This window comes from Methylocella sp. (genome assembly GCF_041905455.1).
Classification (GTDB): domain Bacteria; phylum Pseudomonadota; class Alphaproteobacteria; order Rhizobiales; family Beijerinckiaceae; genus Methylocapsa.
Genome location: NZ_JAYRLA010000004.1, coordinates 134,684 through 153,921, shown reverse-complemented (window position 1 = coordinate 153,921; position 19,238 = coordinate 134,684). Strand labels below are relative to the sequence as shown.

Annotated in this window: 19 protein-coding genes; 12 read left to right on the top strand and 7 right to left on the bottom strand. The window is 68.6% G+C overall.

Annotated features, from left to right (window positions below; genetic code table 11):
* Window positions 1–5 precede the first annotated feature (5 nt).
* Window positions 6–2,474: a YfhO family protein gene (locus ACE3OG_RS05270; protein ID WP_374306521.1), complete on the bottom strand. Its 2,469-nt coding sequence runs from the start codon at window positions 2,472–2,474 to the stop codon at window positions 6–8.
* A gap of 243 nt (window positions 2,475–2,717) precedes the next feature.
* On the opposite strand from ACE3OG_RS05270, the gene ACE3OG_RS05265 reads away from it, so the two are divergent.
* Together ACE3OG_RS05265 and ACE3OG_RS05260 are read left to right on the top strand one after the other, a co-directional pair.
* Entirely contained in the window at window positions 2,718–3,281 is a 564-nt protein-coding gene (locus ACE3OG_RS05265; protein ID WP_374306519.1) for a nitroreductase, read from the top strand.
* 28 nt (window positions 3,282–3,309) lie between these two features.
* The gene (locus ACE3OG_RS05260) at window positions 3,310–3,993 is read left to right on the top strand and encodes a cupin domain-containing protein (protein ID WP_374306517.1); all 684 of its coding nucleotides are present in this window, start codon (window positions 3,310–3,312) and stop codon (window positions 3,991–3,993) included.
* A 3-nt stretch (window positions 3,994–3,996) separates the two neighbouring features.
* On the opposite strand, the gene ACE3OG_RS05255 is transcribed toward ACE3OG_RS05260, so the two are convergent.
* From ACE3OG_RS05255 to epmA, 3 genes are read right to left on the bottom strand one after another with little or no spacing between them, the layout of a single operon-like run.
* Window positions 3,997–6,492: a DUF3772 domain-containing protein gene (locus tag ACE3OG_RS05255; protein WP_374306515.1), complete on the bottom strand. Its 2,496-nt coding sequence runs from the start codon at window positions 6,490–6,492 to the stop codon at window positions 3,997–3,999.
* A gap of 41 nt (window positions 6,493–6,533) precedes the next feature.
* Window positions 6,534–7,607, bottom strand: a complete 1,074-nt coding sequence (locus ACE3OG_RS05250; protein WP_374306513.1) for a lysine-2,3-aminomutase-like protein — start codon at window positions 7,605–7,607, stop codon at window positions 6,534–6,536.
* Window positions 7,604–8,647 (bottom strand): EF-P lysine aminoacylase EpmA, encoded by a 1,044-nt coding sequence (epmA, locus tag ACE3OG_RS05245; RefSeq protein WP_374306511.1) that lies wholly within the window; start codon window positions 8,645–8,647, stop codon window positions 7,604–7,606. Before epmA ends, ACE3OG_RS05250 begins: the two co-directional genes overlap by 4 nt.
* Before the next feature lie 208 nt (window positions 8,648–8,855).
* Here epmA and efp point away from each other — a divergent pair, with 208 nt between their 5' ends.
* On the top strand, window positions 8,856–9,425 hold the full coding sequence (gene efp / locus ACE3OG_RS05240; RefSeq protein ID WP_374306509.1) for an elongation factor P: 570 nt from the start codon (window positions 8,856–8,858) through the stop codon (window positions 9,423–9,425).
* A gap of 84 nt (window positions 9,426–9,509) precedes the next feature.
* On the opposite strand, the gene ACE3OG_RS05235 is transcribed toward efp, so the two are convergent.
* Window positions 9,510–9,692, bottom strand: coding sequence for a hypothetical protein (locus ACE3OG_RS05235; RefSeq protein ID WP_374306507.1), 183 nt, complete (start codon window positions 9,690–9,692; stop codon window positions 9,510–9,512).
* Between the two features lie 407 nt (window positions 9,693–10,099).
* Between ACE3OG_RS05235 and ACE3OG_RS05230 the strand changes: the two genes are divergently transcribed.
* From ACE3OG_RS05230 to ACE3OG_RS05220, 3 genes are read left to right on the top strand one after another with little or no spacing between them, the layout of a single operon-like run.
* A complete protein-coding gene (locus ACE3OG_RS05230; protein WP_374306505.1) occupies window positions 10,100–11,371 on the top strand; it encodes an NAD(P)/FAD-dependent oxidoreductase in 1,272 nt (423 codons plus the stop codon).
* Between the two features lie 28 nt (window positions 11,372–11,399).
* Window positions 11,400–13,439, top strand: a complete 2,040-nt coding sequence (locus ACE3OG_RS05225; RefSeq protein WP_374306503.1) for an NAD(+) synthase — start codon at window positions 11,400–11,402, stop codon at window positions 13,437–13,439.
* Window positions 13,423–13,701, top strand: coding sequence for a hypothetical protein (locus ACE3OG_RS05220; protein WP_374306501.1), 279 nt, complete (start codon window positions 13,423–13,425; stop codon window positions 13,699–13,701). Before ACE3OG_RS05225 ends, ACE3OG_RS05220 begins: the two co-directional genes overlap by 17 nt.
* A 36-nt stretch (window positions 13,702–13,737) precedes the next feature.
* Here ACE3OG_RS05220 and ACE3OG_RS05215 read toward each other — a convergent pair whose 3' ends face one another.
* On the bottom strand, window positions 13,738–13,881 hold the full coding sequence (locus ACE3OG_RS05215; protein ID WP_374306499.1) for a hypothetical protein: 144 nt from the start codon (window positions 13,879–13,881) through the stop codon (window positions 13,738–13,740).
* Window positions 13,882–13,899: 18 nt separating this feature from the next.
* Window positions 13,900–14,673 carry a TIGR01458 family HAD-type hydrolase gene (locus ACE3OG_RS05210; RefSeq protein ID WP_374306497.1) on the bottom strand — a complete coding sequence of 258 codons (774 nt, stop codon included), beginning with the start codon at window positions 14,671–14,673 and terminating at the stop codon, window positions 13,900–13,902.
* A 188-nt stretch (window positions 14,674–14,861) separates the two neighbouring features.
* Between ACE3OG_RS05210 and ACE3OG_RS05205 the strand changes: the two genes are divergently transcribed.
* The 6 genes from ACE3OG_RS05205 to rpsG all read left to right on the top strand — a co-directional run bounded on the left by ACE3OG_RS05205 (window position 14,862) and on the right by rpsG (window position 19,207).
* Window positions 14,862–15,110 (top strand): twin-arginine translocase TatA/TatE family subunit, encoded by a 249-nt coding sequence (locus ACE3OG_RS05205; protein WP_374306494.1) that lies wholly within the window; start codon window positions 14,862–14,864, stop codon window positions 15,108–15,110.
* A gap of 130 nt (window positions 15,111–15,240) precedes the next feature.
* Window positions 15,241–15,783 carry a Sec-independent protein translocase protein TatB gene (tatB, locus tag ACE3OG_RS05200; RefSeq protein WP_374306492.1) on the top strand — a complete coding sequence of 181 codons (543 nt, stop codon included), beginning with the start codon at window positions 15,241–15,243 and terminating at the stop codon, window positions 15,781–15,783.
* Window positions 15,780–16,565, top strand: a complete 786-nt coding sequence (gene tatC, locus ACE3OG_RS05195) for a twin-arginine translocase subunit TatC (protein WP_374306490.1) — start codon at window positions 15,780–15,782, stop codon at window positions 16,563–16,565. Before tatB ends, tatC begins: the two co-directional genes overlap by 4 nt.
* A gap of 30 nt (window positions 16,566–16,595) precedes the next feature.
* Window positions 16,596–17,930 carry a serine--tRNA ligase gene (gene serS / locus ACE3OG_RS05190; protein ID WP_374306488.1) on the top strand — a complete coding sequence of 445 codons (1,335 nt, stop codon included), beginning with the start codon at window positions 16,596–16,598 and terminating at the stop codon, window positions 17,928–17,930.
* A gap of 367 nt (window positions 17,931–18,297) precedes the next feature.
* Window positions 18,298–18,669 (top strand): 30S ribosomal protein S12, encoded by a 372-nt coding sequence (gene rpsL, locus ACE3OG_RS05185; protein WP_374306486.1) that lies wholly within the window; start codon window positions 18,298–18,300, stop codon window positions 18,667–18,669.
* 67 nt (window positions 18,670–18,736) lie between these two features.
* Window positions 18,737–19,207, top strand: coding sequence for a 30S ribosomal protein S7 (gene rpsG, locus ACE3OG_RS05180; RefSeq protein WP_374306484.1), 471 nt, complete (start codon window positions 18,737–18,739; stop codon window positions 19,205–19,207).
* The last annotated feature ends 31 nt before the right edge of the window (window positions 19,208–19,238 follow it).

Here is a 19,238-nt window from a genome sequence, read left to right as displayed (position 1 = left end):
GCGCCCTAATTATCTTCATGCTTGTGCGCGAGCGCGCCGGCCGCCGCCGCGAGATTGGCGAGGGAGAAGGGACGGAAGACGAATTCGATCCGGTGATGTCCGGGCCCTACCTCGACGCCGCGGAACAGCATGTTCGCCTTGAGGATGGGCGTCCGCTCGCCGTCCACCCGCGCCTCCCAGCCCGGATAGTAGGGATCGTGCAGCACCACGACGCCGTCCCTGTCGGCGTCGACCTCGAGCGTCACGGCGTTGTCCGAGCTCGCCACGATGCGCGCGCGTCCGCCGGCGTCGGCTTCGCGCGCGTCCGGCGCGTCCGGCGCCTGCGGGCTGAGGCTGCGCAGCAGGGGAAGGCTGGCGTCGTCGATCAGCGCCTCGCGCGGCGCGTCGAACTGCGGCAGGCTTTGCTCCTCGAGCGCGCGCTCGTCGTCCGACGCCTTGATCCGGCTCGTGAAATAGGCGCGCGGCGCGGCGTCGCGCAGGCGATAGACGTAAATCCCTCCGGCTGAATAGATGAGGCGCGCCTTCGGCCGCGGCACATGCCGCGGCAGCTTCGCGAGCGGCCGGTCGAGGATGAGATATTCGAGCCCGAGCAGCCGCGCGAGCCGGCAGTCATAGCCGCGGAAGGTGCCGGGGAAGTGGCGCAGATTGACGTCGCCGGCGTTGTCGCCGGGGCCGACCGCCCGCTCGTAGTCCTCGATGCGCAGCGGGTTGTAGCCGACGGTGTTCTCGAGCTTGAGCATCATCGAGGCGTTCTGCCACGGGCCAGGCAGGCCGAGAATCTCGACGCGCGGATGGTCGCCGGCGAGCCGTCGCGCCTCGATCTCCCGACGCAGCACGGCGAGCGCGCCGGCCTCCGCCGGGGTCATCTGCGCATAGACGCTGTAGCGGCTCACGGGCTCGGCGTTGAGCGGCGAGGCGGCGTTGCGCCATAGCAGCTCGCCGGCCGTGGCGAGCGTGAAGAGCGCGGCGCATGCGGCGCGGGCGCGCGGCGTTCCCCTGAAGGCGACGAGCAGGACGGCGGCCGCGCCGGCGAAGGCGCTCGCGAGGGCGAGCGACTCGAGCGAGGCGAGCAGGCGTCCCTCCTGCCGGGAGAAGCCGAGGCCGGAGGCTGCGGCCGCGGCGACGGCGAGCGCGGTCGCGCCGGCCGCGAGCGGGCCGAGGCGCGCGCCGAGCGCGCGGGCCCGGGGGAGCCCGTCGAGCTCGTAGCGGTGGAGCAGATAGCCGGCGCCGAAGGCGAGCGCGATGTTGAGGATGAAGGTCGCGTCGGCCGGGCGCCTGTACAGGGAGACGCCGGGAAGCCAGTCGAAGGCGAACGAGAAGAAGGGCGTGTAGCGGCCAAGGCTGTAGAGCAAGGCGAAGCCTGCGAGGATCAGGAAAAACCGCGCCTTGCGCGCGAGGAGCCGCCCGGCGCCGAGTCCGTGCCAGAAGATGAGCAGGGCCGGAAAGGCGCCGATGTAGAGATAGTCGACGGCGCGGTCGGTCCAGTCGGCCTTGGCCATGGTGTCGTAGGCCGGCCCCCAGTAGTCATAGGCGTGGTCGAGCGAGCCGAAGAAATTGGGCGCGGCCAGCGTCATCAGGTTGACGGGCGCGAGCGAGCCCGCCGCGGCGACGCCGAAGGCGATGCCGGGCCGGTTCGATTCGTCGAGGAACTGGAGCGTCAGCAGGGCGGGCGGCGCGAGGAAAAGCAGAATGGTCGCGGCGGCGAGCGCGAAAACCCCGAGCCGCGCGCGGATGAACGCCAGCGGCGCGCCGCTCTCAGCGGCCGCATAAAGCGCCCGCCCGGCCAGCGTCAGGACCATCAGGAAGGCGACCTGGTCGCGTCCGAGGGTCATGAGGCACGCGAGGGCGCCGAAGGCGAGCGCGCTTGCGATCGTCCTGCGCTCCATCATCGCGTCGAGCGCCCAGAGCGCCGCCGGAAAGAAGGCATAGGACAGGATCATGCCGGTGTGCTGCAGGCGGGCCGAAGCCGCGCCGCCGAGCATGTAGACGATGGCGGCGAGGACGCCGCCGGCCGGACGCCAGCGCCAGCGGCGGGCGAGGCCGACCATGCACAGGCCGCCGAAGGCGAGATGCGACAGTATGACGGCGTCGAAGGTCTGCATCGACGCGTTCGGCGCGACGAACGCGAACAAGGCCATGGTCGGCGTGAACAGGAGCGACTGCGGATCGGCCGCCGCCGGATGGCCGGCGAAATGATACGGGTTCCACAGCGGCGCGGCGCCGTGGCGCAGCGCGTCGCCGAGGAAGCGGAACATCGGATAGAAATGATTCTTCGAATCCCACGGCACCACCGCCCCGGCCGCGAGCCACAGCGCGAAGGCGGCGACGCAGAAGGCGAGCACGGCGGAAAGGGCGCACGCCGTCTCGCGCGCGGTCCATGCCGGCGCGCTCGCGCCCTCGAGCGCGTCGAGCCGGCCGAGCTGCTTGCGGTTCATGACGCCGAGAGGCGCCGCGATCGTATTGGGAAACGACATGCGGGCGTTGAGATCCTGGGCCCATTTGCGCCGGTTTCGGGGGCCGGCGAGCGAAATGGAGAGTGTCTACGGCGTTTTCATGGAGCAATGTCTTGACAAAGACGCGAGGTCCGCGGGTTGGCTTATGCGTCTCGAGCGGCTATCAGCATGAATAAATATCTGGAATCGCGCAGTTCCGACGGACGCCCGCGCGTTTCTTCACAAGCGTCCCCACCAGATTACGCCGTGACCCATGAACCTGTCATGAACGCGACGCTCAAAATGCTCAAAACCCGCCGCTCGGCGCCTCCCGCGACGCTGCGCGGTCCTGGTCCGGACGCGGCGCAGCTCGAGACGCTGCTGACGATCGCGTCCCGCGTGCCCGACCATGGCAAGCTCGCCCCATGGCGCTTCATCGTGTTCGAGGGCGATGGCCGCGCCCGGGCGGGCGAGGTCCTCGCGCGGGCCTTCCTCGCCGCCAATCCCGACGCCGACGAGAAGCGGCTGTCGCTTGAGCGGACGCGGCTGTCGCTCGCTCCGCTCGTGGTCGCGGTCATATCCCGCGCGGGGCCTCACGTGAAGATCCCGGAATGGGAGCAGCAGCTGTCGGCGGGCGCGGCCTGCATGAACCTCATCGCCGCCGCGACCGCGATGGGCTACGCCGCGTGCTGGCTCACCGACTGGTTCGCCTACGACCGCGCGGCGCTCGAAGGCCTCGGCGTCGCGCCGAACGAAAGACTGGCCGGCTTCATTCATATCGGCCGCAACGACGAGCCGCGCGAGGACCGCGTCCGCCCGGCTCTCGCCGACATCGTCACGCGGTTCTGACGCCGATGCGGCGTCCGGGAAGGCGGTCATGAGCATCAACGCCGATTTTCGCCAGCGCGCCGTCGTCCGTCCAGAGGAGGCCGCCTGGACTCCGTCGCCGACGCCGGGCGTCGAAGGGCTGCCGCTCGACCGCTGCGGCGCGCACGGCGCCTGCGCGACCAGTCTCGTGCGGTTCGCCCCGGGCGCGGCGCTTGCGCGTCGTCGGCGCGAGGACGGCGAGGAGGCGTTCGTGATCGAAGGCGCGTTCACGGACGGCGACGGCGAGCATCGCCAGGGCGCCTATCTGCGCGACCCGCGCGGATCCTCACATGAGCCGTCAAGCGAGACGGGCTGCCTTCTCTATGTGAAGCGCTGGCGTTTCGAGCCGGCCGACGCCGAGCCCGTCTCGATCGAGGCGGACGCCGGCGAATGGCGCAAGGCCGGCGAAGGCTTCGCCATCAAGTCGCTGCATCATTTCGACGGCGTGACGACCTTCCTCGTGCGGCTCGATCCGGGGGCGAGCGTGACGCGGATGCTTCATCCGGACGGCGAAGAGATGCTCGTCGTCTCCGGCGCCTGCTCGGACGGCGCGCGCGATTACTCCGCGCTGACCTGGATCCGCGATCCCGGCGGCCACGCGCAGTCGCTTTCAAGCCGCGACGGATGCACGCTGTTCGTCAAGACGGGACATGTCGGCGCCGCGGCGAAGGAAGCGGAGCGGCTCGGCGACTGATCCTCAGCCGCCTGCGCCAGCGTCGACGCCGCCGGCGTCGGCCCGCCGCGCGAGGACGCCCGGCGCGCCGACGATCTCGATCTGCTGCGGCCCGGCGGCGGGTCCGTCGAAGAATTTCTTCTCCTTGAACTGCCTGAAGATCTCGAAATGGAGATCGCTGCGCACGCGCGCCATGGTCTCGACGTCGCCGATGAAGGCGGCGAGCTCGAAGTTGAGGGCCGAGCCGCTCATCCCGGTGAAGAAGATCTGCGGCGCCGGGATGCGCAGCACCCGCTCGTCGGCGCGGGCGATGGCGAAGAGCGTCTCGCGCACCGCCGAGGGATCGGCGGAGCCGTGGACTGTGATCGGAATCGTGACGCGCCCGCTGCGGTCGTTGCGCACGAGGTTCTTGACCACGCCTGAAATGAGGCTCGAATTGGGGATGATGACCTGCGTGCGGTCGACCGTCTCAAGCTCGGTCGAGCGGACGTTGATGCGGCGCACGAAGCCCTGATCGCCGCCGACGATGATCCAGTCGCCGACGCGCACCGCCCGCTCCCAGAGGAGAATCAGCCCCGAGACGAAATTGTTGACGATCGACTGCAGGCCGAAGCCGATGCCGACCGACAGCGCGCCGGCGACGATGGCGAGGCGCTCGAAGCTGAGGCCGAGATAGCCGAGCGCGAGGGCGGCGGAGACGATGAATCCGAGATAGTTGACGCTCGTGACGATCGAGTTGCGCAATCCGGCGTCGAGCTGCGTCTGCGGCAGGAGCTTGCTGTCGAGCCAGCGCGTGAACATGTGAGCCAGCGCCAGCGCCAGCGCGAAGATCGCCGCGCCGCCGAGGATCGAGGCGGGCGAAATCGTGATGTCGGCGACGGTGAAGCCAAAGAAGGCCGAGCGCAGGTCGAAGGGAACGTCGGCCGACTGCAGCCCAAGGGGCGCCAGCACGGCGACGACCGCGACGATCAGCAGGATGACGCGCACGACGCCGGAAACGATGACTCCAAGCAGCGCGAACGAGCTGCGCCGCACGCCGACGCGGGCGACGAACGATCCGGCGAACCGCGAGTCCGGCTTGAATCCGGCCGACATTCCCTCGTCGACGAGAGCGTTCAGCAGAAAATAAAGCGACGCCACGGCGGCGCACCATAGCCCCTTGTCGAGCACGAAGCTGCCGAATGTCGGATAGCCGAACAGCACGGCGAGGATGACGACGAGCGAGGCGGACAGGGCCGCGCCGCGCAGGATCACGAACCAGTTGAAGCGGCGCGCGATCGGCGGGCCGAAGCAGTCCTCGTCCGACGCGTCGGCGCCGATGCGCCAGAGCCCCGTCGCGAGCGCCGCCGCGCCGATCAGCGCGCCGACGCCGCGCGTCGCCACCGAAAAGGCGAGCGAGGCGTCGATCACCTCGTTCAGCGCCTCGAGCAGGCGCGTCACGGCGACGATCGCCGCGACGCTGACGATCACGCCGACGAGGCGAGAGGCGACGGCGTCGTTCAGGCGCGGCAGGCGCCAGTTCGCGCGGCTCGGCGCGAAAAGCCCGCGCGCGAGGCCGGCGGCGATGGCGACGCGCGCGATCGCCGCGGCGAGCGCGAAGAACGCCTCCTTCGCCCGGTAGGTCAGAAAGCCGCCGGCGTCGAGGGCGAAGAACATGAGGAGGCTCAACGCGATCGGCGGAGCCGCGATCACGAGCGCGATCCACCATGCGCCGACGACCTTGCGAAGCTCGCTCGGGTTTTCCCTCTGCCGCCGCGCCAGGATGCGCCGCGAGGCGCGCAAGAGAAACGCGCAGGCGACAAAAGCGGCCGGAAGGCTGAGCCAGAAGGCGACGAGACGCCAGCCGTCGAGCCGCGCGTTGACGTAGGACGCCCATTCGCTCAGGACGCCGCCGACCCGGACGACGTTCTTTGGGACCTCGGGCAGCACGTCGCGCCAGAGCGAAGGGTCGGCCAGGCTGGCGGAGGGCCGAAACAGCGACGTCGTGAACAGGGCGCGCCGCCGGCTCGCGATGCTCGCCTTGAGCTGGTCGGTCTTGACCGCCAGCAGCTTCGCCCGCTTGATGAGCTCGTCGACGCCGGCGGCGCTTTGCTGCAGCGCGGCGCGCTCGTCGCTGACCGTCTGGCTTTCCGGCGCCGCCGCCTTGGCGTCGGGAGCGGGGCCGAGCTGGTCGAGACGCGCCTTCACGTCGTCGAGCTTGGGCGTCGTCTTGTCGATGATCGCGGCGAGCTTCGCGCTGATGGGCGCGATCTGGTCGCGCATCGAAACGAGCGTCCCGTCGGACAGGTAATGCTGGTCGAGACGCTTCTCGACGCCGTCGAGGGTCGCAGCCGCGTCGTCGAGGTCCCTGGCCGCCTGCGCGATCTCAGGCGGCAGCGGCGCCGCGGGAACGGGGACGGGAGGCGCGGCCGCTTGCGTCTGCGGCTGGGCGGGCGGAGACGCGGGCGGCGGCTGCGCCGGAGCGGGCGCGGCGAAAAGGAGCGAGAGAAGGGCGGCGAGGGCGATCGAGGTTTTCGCCAAACCTTTTCCTTTCGAGCGCAGGTTCGGGTTCGCGGCGCAGGTCAGTCCCGATGCGGGCGGGCTTGCGCCTGCGGCGGATAAAGGTGCCTCCGGCCCCGGAAGTCGGCGACGAGATGGGAGCCGGGCGCCGGTCCGTCTTCGATGAAGTTCGGGCCGATCGGGGCTTTTCCATGTCCGCCCGGCAGGTCGAGCATATAGGTCGGCTGGCAAAGGCCGGAGAGGCGCCCGCGCAGCCGCCGCATCAACTCGCGCCCGCGAGCGATGTCGACGCGGAAATGCGAGGTCCCCGGCGCGAGGTCGGGATGGTGAAGGTAATAGGGCTTCACCCGCGCCTCGACGAAGGCGCGCATCAGTTCAGCGAGCGTTTCCGCGTCGTCGTTGACGCCGGCGAGCAGCACGCTCTGGCTGACCATCGGCACGCCGGCGTCAATGAGGCGGGCGCAGGCCGCCCGCGCCTCTGCGGTCAGCTCGCGCGGATGGTTGGCGTGCAGCGCGACATAGACGGCGCGGCCGAAACTTTTCAGCGCCTCGATCATGGCGGCGTCGACCGCTTCCGGATCGGCGCAGGGAACGCGCGTGTGCACGCGGACGACCTTCACGTGCTCTATGTCGCCAAGTTGACGCATCGTCGCGGCGAGCCGGCGCGGGGCGAGCGCCAGCGGATCGCCGCCGGTCAGGATGACTTCCCAGATCGCCGGCTCGGCGGCGATGTAGCCGAGCGCGGCCTCGAGCGCCGCCCCGGAGAGGGCGCCCTCGCCGGGGCCGACGCTCTCGCGGCGGAAGCAGAAGCGGCAATAGACCTTGCACGCCGACACGAGCTTGAGGAGGGCGCGGTCGGGGTAGCGGCGCACGACGCCGGGAATGGGGCTGAAGGGCTCGTCGCCGATCGGATCGTCGAGCTCCTCCGGCCGGCGGTCGAGCTCGGCGAGGCTCGGCGCGAACTGCAGCGCGATCGGGTCGCGCGGATCGTCCGGATCGACCAGCGCCGCGAGCGCCGGCGTGACGGCCAGCGCGTAGCGGCGCGCGACGCGTTCGATGTCCTCCCGCCGCTCTTCGCCGACGAGGCCGGCGGCGATCAGCTCCTCCGCGGTGCGCAGCGTCTGCGCCTTGCTCACCGCGCCGCGCTCCCGACGTCGAGCGGCGTCCAGATCACCTGTTCGATGCGCTGCGCGCCGGTCGCCAGCATGACGAGGCGGTCGAAGCCGAGCGCCACGCCGCTCGCCGGCGGCATGTGGGCGAGCGCGTCGAGAAAATCCTCGTCGATCGGCCAGGCGTCGCCGTAGAGGCGGGCGCGTTCCTCCATCTCGGCGACGAGGCGTCGGCGCTGCTCGACGGCGTCGGTGAGCTCGCCGAAGCCGTTGGCGAGCTCGACGCCGCAGGCGTAAAGCTCGAAGCGCTCGGCGAGACGGCGGTCGTTCTGAAGCTGCGCCAGCGCGGCTTCGCTCGCCGGATAGTCCATCAGGATCGTCGCGCGCTCGTGGCCGAGGCGGGGCTCGACCTTGACCGAGAGAATCTTGCTGAAAAGATCCGACCAGCCGTCGTCGGCGACGACGCGCACGCCGATCCTGGCGGCGGCGCGCGCGAGGGCGTCGCGGTCCCCGAGCGTCGCCAGAAGGTCGACGCCGGCGTAGCGGTCAAAGGCCTCGGCGACGCTCAGAAGCTCAAGCTCGGCGAAGGGATCGGCGCTGGCTGCGCCATGGACGAACGCGTCCGCGCCCGCCGCCCGCGCCAGAGCGGCGAGTAGCCCGGCGCAGTCCTCGATCAGGCGCTGATAGGGCGCCTTCGCGCGGTACCATTCGATCAGCGAGAATTCAGGATGATGAAGGCGGCCGCGCTCGGCGTTGCGGAATACGTGGCCGAACGAAAAAATCTTCTCCTCCCCGGCCGCCAGCAGCTTCTTCATGGCGAACTCGGGCGAGGAATGCAGATAGAGCGGCTCCTTCGCGCCATGCGGCGCCTCGAACGCCGTCTGGAACGGGGCGATATGGGCGTCGGCCCCGGGCGAGGCCTGCAGCGCGGCGGCGTCGACCTCGATGAAGCGCTCGGCGGCGAAGAAGGCGCGGACCGCTTCGGCCATGCGCGCGCGCGCCTTGAGGAAGGGACGGCGGTCGGCGTGCGCGTGCGGCCGCCACCAGCGGGGAGGAGCTTCGCTCATGCTATTTCGCTTGAAAAACGTCCCTGAACATGGCTAGCGATAGGCCCCGCGAGCCTATCGGCTTTTCTTCAGTTCGCCCGCCGCGCGCACGCGGACGGACCGAAGAGAAACTGACGAAAGCTCAGCGTTTCGATCGCGGACGGCCGGCGTTCCGAAAAGGGCGCGCGCGGCGCGTTTGCGCGTTCGCGCCACGCAAAAGGGACATCTCGTGAAAGTCATCGCCAGCTCCATCCGAAAGGGCAACATCATCGAGAAGGAGGACGGGCAGCTTTACGTCGTGCTGACCGCCGAAAGCTTCCATCCTGGCAAGGGCACGCCGACGACCCAGATCGACATGCGGCGCCTGTCGGACGGCGTCAAGACGACCGACCGCTACAAGACCACCGAGCAGGTCGAGCGCGCCTATGTCGAGGATCAGAACTTCAGCTATCTCTATCAGGACGCCGACGGCTACACCTTCATGAACGGCGAGAGCTACGACCAGATCGTCGTGCCGGCGGAGGTGATCGGCGATCAGTCGATCTACCTGCAGGAGGGCATGACCTGCGTCCTCTCCATCTTCAACGGCGTCGCGGTGGGCATCCAGCTTCCCGCCCGCGTCACGCTGGAGGTGGTCGAGACGGAGCCGGCGATGAAGGGGCAGACCGCATCCTCATCCTACAAGCCCGCGAAGCTGTCGAACGGCGCGCGGGCGATGGTGCCGCCGCATATTTCCACGGGAACGCGCATCGTCGTGCAGACGGACGACGGCTCCTACGTCGAGCGCGCGAAGGACTGACGCCGACGGCCGATCGGCGCCGCTGAAAATGCGAAGGCCGCCGAAGCGGCGGCCTTGGTCGTGACGACTGACTTTCAGGCCGGCTTAGCCAAGCTTGTCGCCGATCCGCCGCAGCAGCGCCTCGAACTGAGTCTGCATCGCGTCGTCCACGGGAGCGTCGAACATGCGGCGCAGACGCCCGCCGAATTGGGCGGAGAGCAGGGCGCATCCGGTCGGTCCATCGGCCACGCGCTCGAAACGGCCGCCATATACGGCGACTTTCTCCATCGAGAAGCTCCTTGGTTCAATAAGTTTGTTCATCTCAAGCGCTTCTCGGCCGCAGGGCGTTAACTTTTGATCCACGACTTTGACCAAACTGCGTTCTGAAGGAGGCGAAACGCGCCGCGCGCGCACATCGCGCTGCGCTCGATAACCGTCTGCGCCGGCTTTCGTTCCTTAGAATCGCGGCGCGTCCGGCGAAATTCGGCGAGTCTTGCGCGCGGCGACGGCAAGTCGTCGCGTCGAAGCCTGCGTGATACATCTTCGAGGAGAAGAAGTTTACATGGGGTCGGCTTGCGCGGAGCGAGCGCACAAAATATTTCAACATGGTTAAGTGAGCGTGAACCCACTATCCGCCGACCCCTCCGACGTTGCGCGCGCGGGCGGGCGGGCGCAAACCTTGACGGACCATGACGATGACGGGGACGACGCAGGATCAGATCGCGCGGAACGCGCGCGTCGTCATCGTCGGCGCCGGCCAGGGCGGCGCCGAGGCGGCGATTTTGCTGCGGCAATATGGCCATGAAGGCGAAATCATCCTCGTCGGCGAAGAGAATGCGCCGCCCTACATGCGGCCGCCGCTCTCCAAAGGCTTTCTTTCGGGCGAGGTCGACGCCGCGGCGCTGACCTACAAGGCCGCCTCCGCCTACGAAAAGGCGGGCGTCGAACTGCGGCTCGGCGTGCGGGCGGCGCGGATCGATCGCGCCGGAAAACGCGTGCTGCTCGAAAGCGGCGAAAGTCTCGCCTACGGCCGTCTGGTCCTGGCCACAGGGGGACGCGCGCGCCGGCTCGAAGCGCCCGGCTCCGATCTTTCCAATATTTTTTATCTGCGCACCATTTCCGACGTCGAGCGGCTGCGCCCGGCGTTTCAGCCGGGCCGGCGCCTTGTCATCGTCGGCGGCGGCTACATCGGCCTCGAATGCGCCGCCGCCGCGCTCAAGCGGGGGCTCAAGGTCGTCGTGCTCGAGGCCGCCGAGCGCCTGCTCGCGCGCGTCACCGCGGCGCGGGTGTCGGCGTTCTATGAAAAGGTCCACCGCGAGGCCGGCGTCGACATAAGGGTCGGCGCGGCCGTCAGCGCCTTCGCGCCAGGCGAGAAAGAGGGCGAACTCGGATTCGTGGTCGTCGGCCGTGGAGCGGAGGCGGAGAAAATTCCCGCCGATCTCGCCCTCGTCGGCGTCGGCCTCATCCCCAACGACGAGCTCGCCGCGGCGGCCGGGCTTTCCGTCGACGCCGGCGTGCTCGTCGACGAGGCGTGCCGCACCGACGATCCCGACATTTTCGCCATCGGCGACTGCGCCAGGCATCGCCGCCACGGCTTCCTCGAGCGCAGCGTGAGGCTCGAATCCGTGCCCAACGCGCTGGAGCAGGCGCGCGTCGTCGCCTGCGCGTTGACCGGCCGCGCGCCGCCGGACGCGAGCGCGCCGTGGTTCTGGTCCGATCAATACGACCTCAAGCTGCAGATGGCCGGCCTGTCCGAAGGCTTCGACGAGCTCGTCGTCCGCGGCTCGCCCGACGCGGCCTCCTTCATCGCCTTCTATCTTCGCGACGGGCGCGTCATCGCCGCCGACGCGGTCAATCGCCCGGGCGATTTCATGGCCGCCAAGCGCCTTATCGCGATGCGCGCCAAGGCGAGCGCCCAGGATCTCGCCGACGAGGGCCGGCCGCTCAAGGAGCTTCTGGGCCGCTAGCGCGGCGCAAGGACGTTTAAGGAAGGCAATGGACTTTTACTCGATCTACGCTCACGGCTTCGTGCGCGCCGCCGCCTGCGTCCCGATCGTCTCGATCGCCGATCCGGCGGCGAACGCGAAGGCCATTCTCTCCGCCGCGCGGCGCTGCCATGAGCGTTCCGCCGCGCTCGCCGTCTTTCCCGAACTTTGCGTGTCGGCCTACGCGCTCGAAGACCTGTTCCTTCAGGACGCGCTCATCGACGCGGTCGCGCGGGCCGTGGAGGAGATCGTCGCCGCTTCGGCCGAGCTCATGCCCGTCCTCGTCGTCGGCGCGCCGCTGCGCCATGGCGCGCGTCTTTATAACTGCGCGCTCGTCATCCATCGCGGGCGCCTGCTCGGCGTCGTTCCCAAGAGCTATCCGCCGAACTACCGGGAATTCTACGAGAAGCGTCATTTCGCCTCGGGCGCGGACCTGCGCGGGGAGGAGATCGCCGTCGGCGCTCTTCTCGCGCCCTTCGGCGTCGACCTCGTCTTTCCGGCCGAGGACGTCGAAGGCTTCGCTCTGGCGGTGGACGTCTGCGAGGACATGTGGGTCCCCGTCCCGCCGTCGGCGCTCGCCGCGCTCGCCGGGGCGAGCGTGATCGCCAACCTCTCCGGCAGCCCGATCACCATCGGCCGCGCCGCGACGCGCGGCCTGTTCTGCCAGTCCGCGTCGGCGCGATGCCTCGCCGCCTATGTCTACGCCGCCGCGGGCTCCGGCGAATCGACGACCGACCTTGCCTGGGACGGCCAGACCTCGATCTACGAGAACGGCGTCCTCCTCGTCGAAGGGCCGCGCTTTTCGTCCGAGGAGCAGATCGTTTTCGCCGACGTCGACCTCGACCTTTTGCGCAAGGAGCGCATGAGCGCCGGAAGCTTCGACGACAACGCCCGCGCCGTCGGCGGCGCCTCCTGGCGACGCATCCCGTTCCGGCTCGATCCGGCCTCGGGCGACGTCGGTTTCGCGCGCCGGATGGAACGCTTTCCCTTCGTGCCGGCCGATCCCGCCCGCCTCGCGCAGGACTGCTATGAGGGCTACAACATCCAGGTGGCCGGGCTCGTCCAGCGCCTGCGCGCGATCCGCACGCGGCGCATCGTCATCGGCGTGTCGGGGGGGCTCGATTCGACGCATGCGCTGATCGTCGCCGCGCGGGCCTTCGACGAGCTTGGCCTGCCGCGCGCGAACATTCTCGCCTACACCATGCCGGGCTTCGCCACCTCGGACCACACCAAGGCGAACGCCGTCGCCCTGATGTCGGCGCTCGGGACGACGTGGAGCGAGCTCGACATCAGGCCCGCCGCGCGCCAGATGCTCGCCGACCTTGGCCATCCCTTCGCCGCCGGCGAGCCCGTTTACGACGTGACCTTCGAGAACGTGCAGGCGGGCCTGCGCACCGACTATCTGTTCCGGCTCGCCAATCAGCAGAACGCCATCGTGCTCGGCACCGGCGACCTCTCCGAGCTGGCGCTCGGCTGGTGCACCTATGGCGTCGGCGACCAGATGTCGCATTACAACGTCAACGCCGGCGTGCCGAAGACGCTGATCCAGCATCTCATCCGCTGGGTCGTCTCCTCGCGCCAGTTCGACGAGCGCGTCTCCGACACCCTGCTCTCCATTCTCTCGACGGAGATCTCCCCGGAGCTCGTGCCGGTCGAGGCGGGGCAGGCGCCGCAAAGCACAGAGGCGCGGGTCGGGCCCTACGAGCTGCAGGATTTCAACCTCTTCTATACGCTGCGCTACGGCTTCCGTCCGTCGAAGATCGCCTTCCTCGCCTGGCGCGCCTGGAGCGACGTCGGCGCCGGCCAATGGCCGCCGGGCTTTCCCGCCGACCGGCGCAGGGCTTACGATCTCGAAACCATTCGCCGCTGGCTGCACGACTTCCTGCGCCGGTTCTTCGGCTTCGCCCAGTTCAAGCGCTCCGCCCTGCCGAACGGCCCGAAAGTGTCCGCCGGCGGCTCGCTGTCGCCGCGCGGCGACTGGCGCGCGCCGTCCGACGGAAACGCCGAAACGTGGATCCGCGAGCTGGAGGAGAATGTTCCCGAGCGCTGAGGCGCGAGGATTCGACGATGACGCGAGGCGAGAAAGCCGGCCTGACGCGCGGCCTTCTCGGCGAGACATATCCGGCGGCGAAACGGACATCTGCGCCGTCCTTGGAGCCGTCGACCTCGGCTATCGCGCCATCCTCGCGCAGGACGCCCCCTGCAGCTCGTCCGACGCCGCCCATGACGCGCTGATGCGCCTTTACCGCGAGCGCTACAGCCAGCAGATCGAACTGGCGGGCGCGCAGGAGATCGTGGACGCCTGGAGATGACGCCTCAGGCCCAGCGCCCTTCGCCGCCCTGAATCTTCAAATGGACTTCATGCCCTGCGCGATCGCAGTTCCGGCGCTGGCGACGGCGGCCTCGAAGGCGGCCTCTTTCGTCATATAGGGGCCGGCGACATCGGCTTCGTGTTCCACGACAATTGCGCAGCCTGAACGTCGTCCGGCCATTCGCCGTTCCGGCGCGCCCTATCCGGGGAAAAGCCGAAAAAGGGCGGCGCTCAGATCGTCTTCGACCGCTTCGGGGGGCGTCGCGAGCCGCTTCTCGTCGCCCTCGCGATATTTGCCCGTCCGCACCAGCACGCCGCGCAGGCCGGCGGCGAGCGCGCCGCCGACGTCGGCTTCCGCGTCGTCGCCGATCATGAGGACGTCGTCGAGCGGGGCGTCGACGCTCGCCGCCGCGCGGCGAAAGAATTCGGGCGCGGGCTTGCCGATGACCGTCGCCTCGCGCCGCGATGCGTATTCGAGGGCTGCGACGAAGGGGCCGGCGTCAAGGCTGAGCTCGCCGTCATGGTCATGAAAGTTGCGGTTCCGCGCGAGCGCGTAGAACGCCGCGCCGTGGACCAGCGCGCGATAGGCCTCATTAAGGGCGGCGTATGTGAAATGCTCTCCCGCGTCGCCCAGCACCACGGCGCACGGGCCGCCCACGGGCGCGCCGGCGAAATCCTCCTCAAGGTCGGGATGGACGACGAGCAACGGCTTCAGGCCGCGCTCCGCGAGCAGTTCCGTCGCCGCCGCGCCGGGCGTGAAGATTTCGTCGGCGCCGACGTCGAGGCCGAGGCCGCGCAACGATTCGAGGATGCGGCGACGCGGGCGGCGCGTCGTGTTGGTCACGAAGCGTATAGGCGTTCCAAGAGCCGCGACGCGCCGGATCGCCTCGACCGAGCCGGGCAGGGCGGTCGCGCCCGTCGCCACCACGCCGTCGATGTCGAGCAGGAGGCCGGCCGGCCTGCGCGTTCGCATCCCCTTCCCATGCGGCATCCATGACCTCGCTGAACCCTTGAGGCGCACGGCTGCGCGGCCCCGCGAGGACCGGCGCGAGCTTGGCGCTTAAGCTCAATTTATGCTGCTTTGCTTGTCTTTACACTCTCGCGGACTTAAGTTCCGCGCGTGGAAGGGTCACGCCGTCAGAGTTGCATTAGAGGTGCGCCGTGGGAAGTCTATCGATCTGGCACTGGCTCATCGTCGGCGCGGTGGCGTTGATCGTGTTCGGCGGCAAGGGCAAGATTTCCGACATCATGGGCGACGTCGCCAAGGGGGTCAAAGCCTTCAAGAAGGGCCTCGCCGACGACGACGTCAAGGCGGCGGAGCCCGCCGCGCCGACGCCCGAGCCCCTGCGCACGCTCGATCATCGCGACGCCGAGCCGCTGAAGGCGTCCGAGCCGCGCAAGATCGGCTAGAGCGCCCGTTCGGACCGCTCCGCAGCTTTTCGGATCATGCGGACGCGGACCGGAGCGAAAGCCGCCGCGACGCGACGCCGGTTGAGCACAGAGGCTTTCACGCGAGGGCGATCCGCCCGCACGGTCCGGCATGTTCGAATTTGACGCCAGCAAACTCATCATCATCGGGATCGTCGCGCTCATCGTGATCGGCCCGAAGGACCTGCCGCGCGTGCTGCGGCAGCTCGGACAGGCGATGGGCAAGATGCGGCGCATGGCCGCCGAATTCCAGGGCCAGTTCATGGAGGCGATGCGCGAGGCGGACATCGCCGATGCGAGGGCCGAAGTGGAGAAGCTCGCCGGCGCCGGCTCGGGCAGGAAATTCGATCCGCTCGGCGACATTCGCAGCCACCTCAACGAGGCGGTGGCGAAGGCCGACGCGCCGGCTCTTCCCGCGACGCCTCAGCTCGCCTCGCCGCCGCAATCCGCCGAGACGCCGGCTGACGCTCCGCTTTCGCAGGCCGCGAACGCGCCCGAGCCAAAGAGCGAGGAAGTGGCGGCGCAGATGCGCGAGCTCGCCGACGCGCTGCGCAAGGAGATCGACGGCGCGGACGACGCGACTTCGCCTGCGCGTGAGCAGCCGGCGATGGTGCTCACCCCCGTCGGGCTCGTGCCGGGGCGGGCCGCGCCATGACCGACGCCGACATCGAGGCGACCAAGGCGCCGCTCATCGACCATCTGATCGAGCTGCGCGCGCGCCTCATCAAGGCGCTGCTCGCCTTCCTTGTGATGTTCGTCGTCTGCTTCTTCTTCGCCAAGGACATCTACAATATTCTGCTCGCGCCCTACCAGCATGTCGCCGGGCCCGACGCGACGCTTATCTACACCGCGCCGCAGGAATATTTCTTCACCCAGATCCGCGTCGCCATCTTCGCCGCGGCGTTTCTGTCCTGCCCGATCGTCTTCTCACAGCTTTACGCCTTCGTCGCGCCCGGCCTCTACCGTCATGAGCGGCGCGCCTTCGCGCCCTATCTCGTCGCGACGCCGGTCTTCTTCGCGCTCGGCGCGCTGCTCGTCTATTTTATCGTCATGCCTAATCTGCTGCATTTCTTCATCGGGATGCAGCAGGCCAAGGAGCCGGGCAGGGCGCAGATCGAGCTTCTGCCGCGCGTCAGCGAGTATCTCTCGCTCATCATGACGCTGATCTTCGCCTTCGGAATCACCTTCCAGTTGCCGGTGGTCATCACGCTGCTCGGCCAGGTTGGAATCATCGACCAGGCCTTCCTGCGCGACAAGCGCCGCTACGCCATCGTGCTGGTCTTCGTGATCTCCGCCGTCCTGACCCCGCCCGACATTTTTTCGATGCTGGCGCTTGCGGCCCCGGCTCTGCTTCTCTACGAGCTTTCCATCCTCGCGGTCGGCCTTTTCGACAAGAAGGAGACGGCCCCGAGCGCGAGCGGGACGCCCGCCGGCTGACGGCGCGCCCGCCGGAGCGGAAGCGGATTCATGTACGACGTCAAGTGGATTCGGGAGCACCCGGAAGCGTTCGACGAGGGCCGGCGCCGGCGCGGCCTTGAACCTCTGTCGACGCGCCTGCTCGAGCTCGACGACGCCCGCCGCGCGGCGATCGCGAAGCTGCAGGTCTCGCAGGAGCGGCGCAACGCCGCCTCGAAGGAGATCGGCCAGGCGCTGGCGGCGAAGCAGAAGGACAAGGCCGAAGCGCTGATCGCCGAGGTCGCGGCGCTGAAGCGCGAGCTGCCTGAACTCGAGGCGGGGGAGCGCGAGGCCGAGGCGAGGCTGAACGCGGCGCTCTCCGAAATTCCCAACCTGCCGCTCGACGAAGTTCCCTTCGGCCGCGACGAGAACGACAACCCCGAGTTGCGCGCGGTCGGCGTCAAGCCGAGCTTCGATTTCGATCCCGCCGAGCATTACGAGCTCGGCGAGGCGCTGGGCCTCATGGATTTCGAGACGGCGACGAAGCTTTCCGGCGCGCGATTCGTGGTGTTGAAGGGCGCGCTCGCGCGGCTCGAGCGCGCGCTCGCCCAGTTCATGCTCGACCTGCACACCGGCGAGCACGGCTATATGGAGGTCAATCCGCCGATTCTGGTGCGCGACGACGCGATGTTCGGCACGGCGCAACTGCCGAAATTCGAAGACGACCAGTTCTGGGCCGTGTCGGGCGAGGCGCTCGCCGGCGACTCCATCGTCACGCTGAAGGAGGGAAGGCTCGGCCTCGTGCCCACCGCCGAGGTGCCGCTCACCAATCTCGTGCGCGAAAAGATTCTTGAAGAAAAGCAGCTGCCGATTCGCGTCACCGCGGCCACGCCCTGCTTCCGCGCCGAGGCGGGCTCGGCCGGGCGCGACACGCGCGGCATGATTCGCCAGCACCAGTTCACCAAGGTCGAGCTCGTCTCGATCACGACGCCGGAAGCCTCGCTCGCCGAGCACGAGCGCATGCTGTCCTGCGCCGAGGAGGTGCTGAAGCGCCTCGGTCTGCCCTATCGCGTCGTCACGCTGTGCACCGGCGACATGGGCTTCGCCTCGCAGAAGACCTATGACATCGAGGTCTGGCTGCCGGGACAGGACCGCTATCGCGAGATTTCCTCCGTCTCCGTGTGCGGCGACTTCCAGGCGCGGCGCATGAACGCCCGCTATCGTCCCGAAGGCGCCAAGGCGACGCGGTTCGTCCATACGCTGAACGGCTCGGGCGTCGCCGTGGGGCGCGCGCTCGTCGCCGTCATGGAGAACTATCAGGAGAAGGACGGCTCGATCAGGGTGCCGCAGGCGCTGCGCCCCTATATGGGCGGCGTGGAAAAAATCGAGAAATCCGCCGGTTTCTAGAGGAGATTCCCTGAGGCCGGGGTTGACGGAGCCATTCGTGGTCTCTAAGTTCCGCCCACCTCAGGCAGGCAGTAGGCTTTTGCTTCCGGAACGGCTCGTTCTGGACCTTTCAAAGCCTAAACGCTGTCGGACTTCGTGACTGACACGTCTTGAAAACGGTTCGAAGCTTGGCTTCGGACTCCGGATGCAAGAACGCGGGTCGCCGCGGTCCTCTGCGTGAATCCAGCGCTAAGAGCCTTGAAAAGGCTGTTGGCGCTGATTTTGTCGCGTTTTTGCACGCCGGAGGGCGGGGCGGAACAGAAGGCGCGCGGCGCGGCCCGCCAGGGAAGCGCGGTTCGCCGCTCATTCGTTTGGGAACAGTTGAAGCATGCCGACGATCAGCCAGTTGATCCGCAAGCCGCGGCAGGAAAAGACCTACCGTGAGAAGGCTCGTCACCTTGACGCTTCGCCGCAGAAGCGCGGCGTCTGCACGCGCGTCTACACGACGACGCCGAAGAAGCCGAACTCGGCGCTTCGCAAGGTGGCCAAGGTGCGCCTCACCAACGGCTTCGAGGTCATCGGCTACATCCCGGGCGAGGGCCACAACCTGCAGGAGCACTCGGTGGTCATGATCCGCGGCGGCCGCGTCAAGGATCTGCCCGGCGTGCGCTATCACATCCTGCGCGGCGTGCTCGACACCCAGGGCGTCAAGAACCGCAAGCAGCGCCGTTCGAAGTACGGCGCGAAGCGGCCGAAGTAAGGGCCATCGCCTTAACGGCGTCGGCTTCGGCCGCATCTGAAGATTTAAGTTGGACGGAGCGTAACGCATGTCTCGCCGCCACAGCGCCGAAAAGCGGGAGGTCATCCCCGACGCGAAATTCGGGGACGTGATCCTCGCCAAGTTCATGAATTCGATCATGTACGACGGCAAGAAGTCGGTCGCCGAGGCGATCGTCTACGACGCTTTCGACATCATCGAGCAGAAGACGCGCGCCGAGCCGCTCGGCGTGTTCAAGCAGGCGCTCGAGAATGTCGCTCCGGCGATCGAGGTCCGCTCGCGTCGCGTCGGCGGCGCGACCTATCAGGTGCCCGTCGAGGTGCGCATGGAGCGTCGTCAGGCGCTGGCGATCCGCTGGATCATCTCCGCCGCCCGCAGCCGTAACGACAAGACGATGGTCGACCGCCTCTCGTCCGAGCTGATGGACGCCGCCAACAACCGCGGCGCCGCCGTCAAGAAGCGCGAAGACACGCACCGGATGGCCGAAGCCAACCGCGCCTTCTCGCACTACCGCTGGTGATCTGAGAAGCCACGCGCCTCGCGCTCGAAGG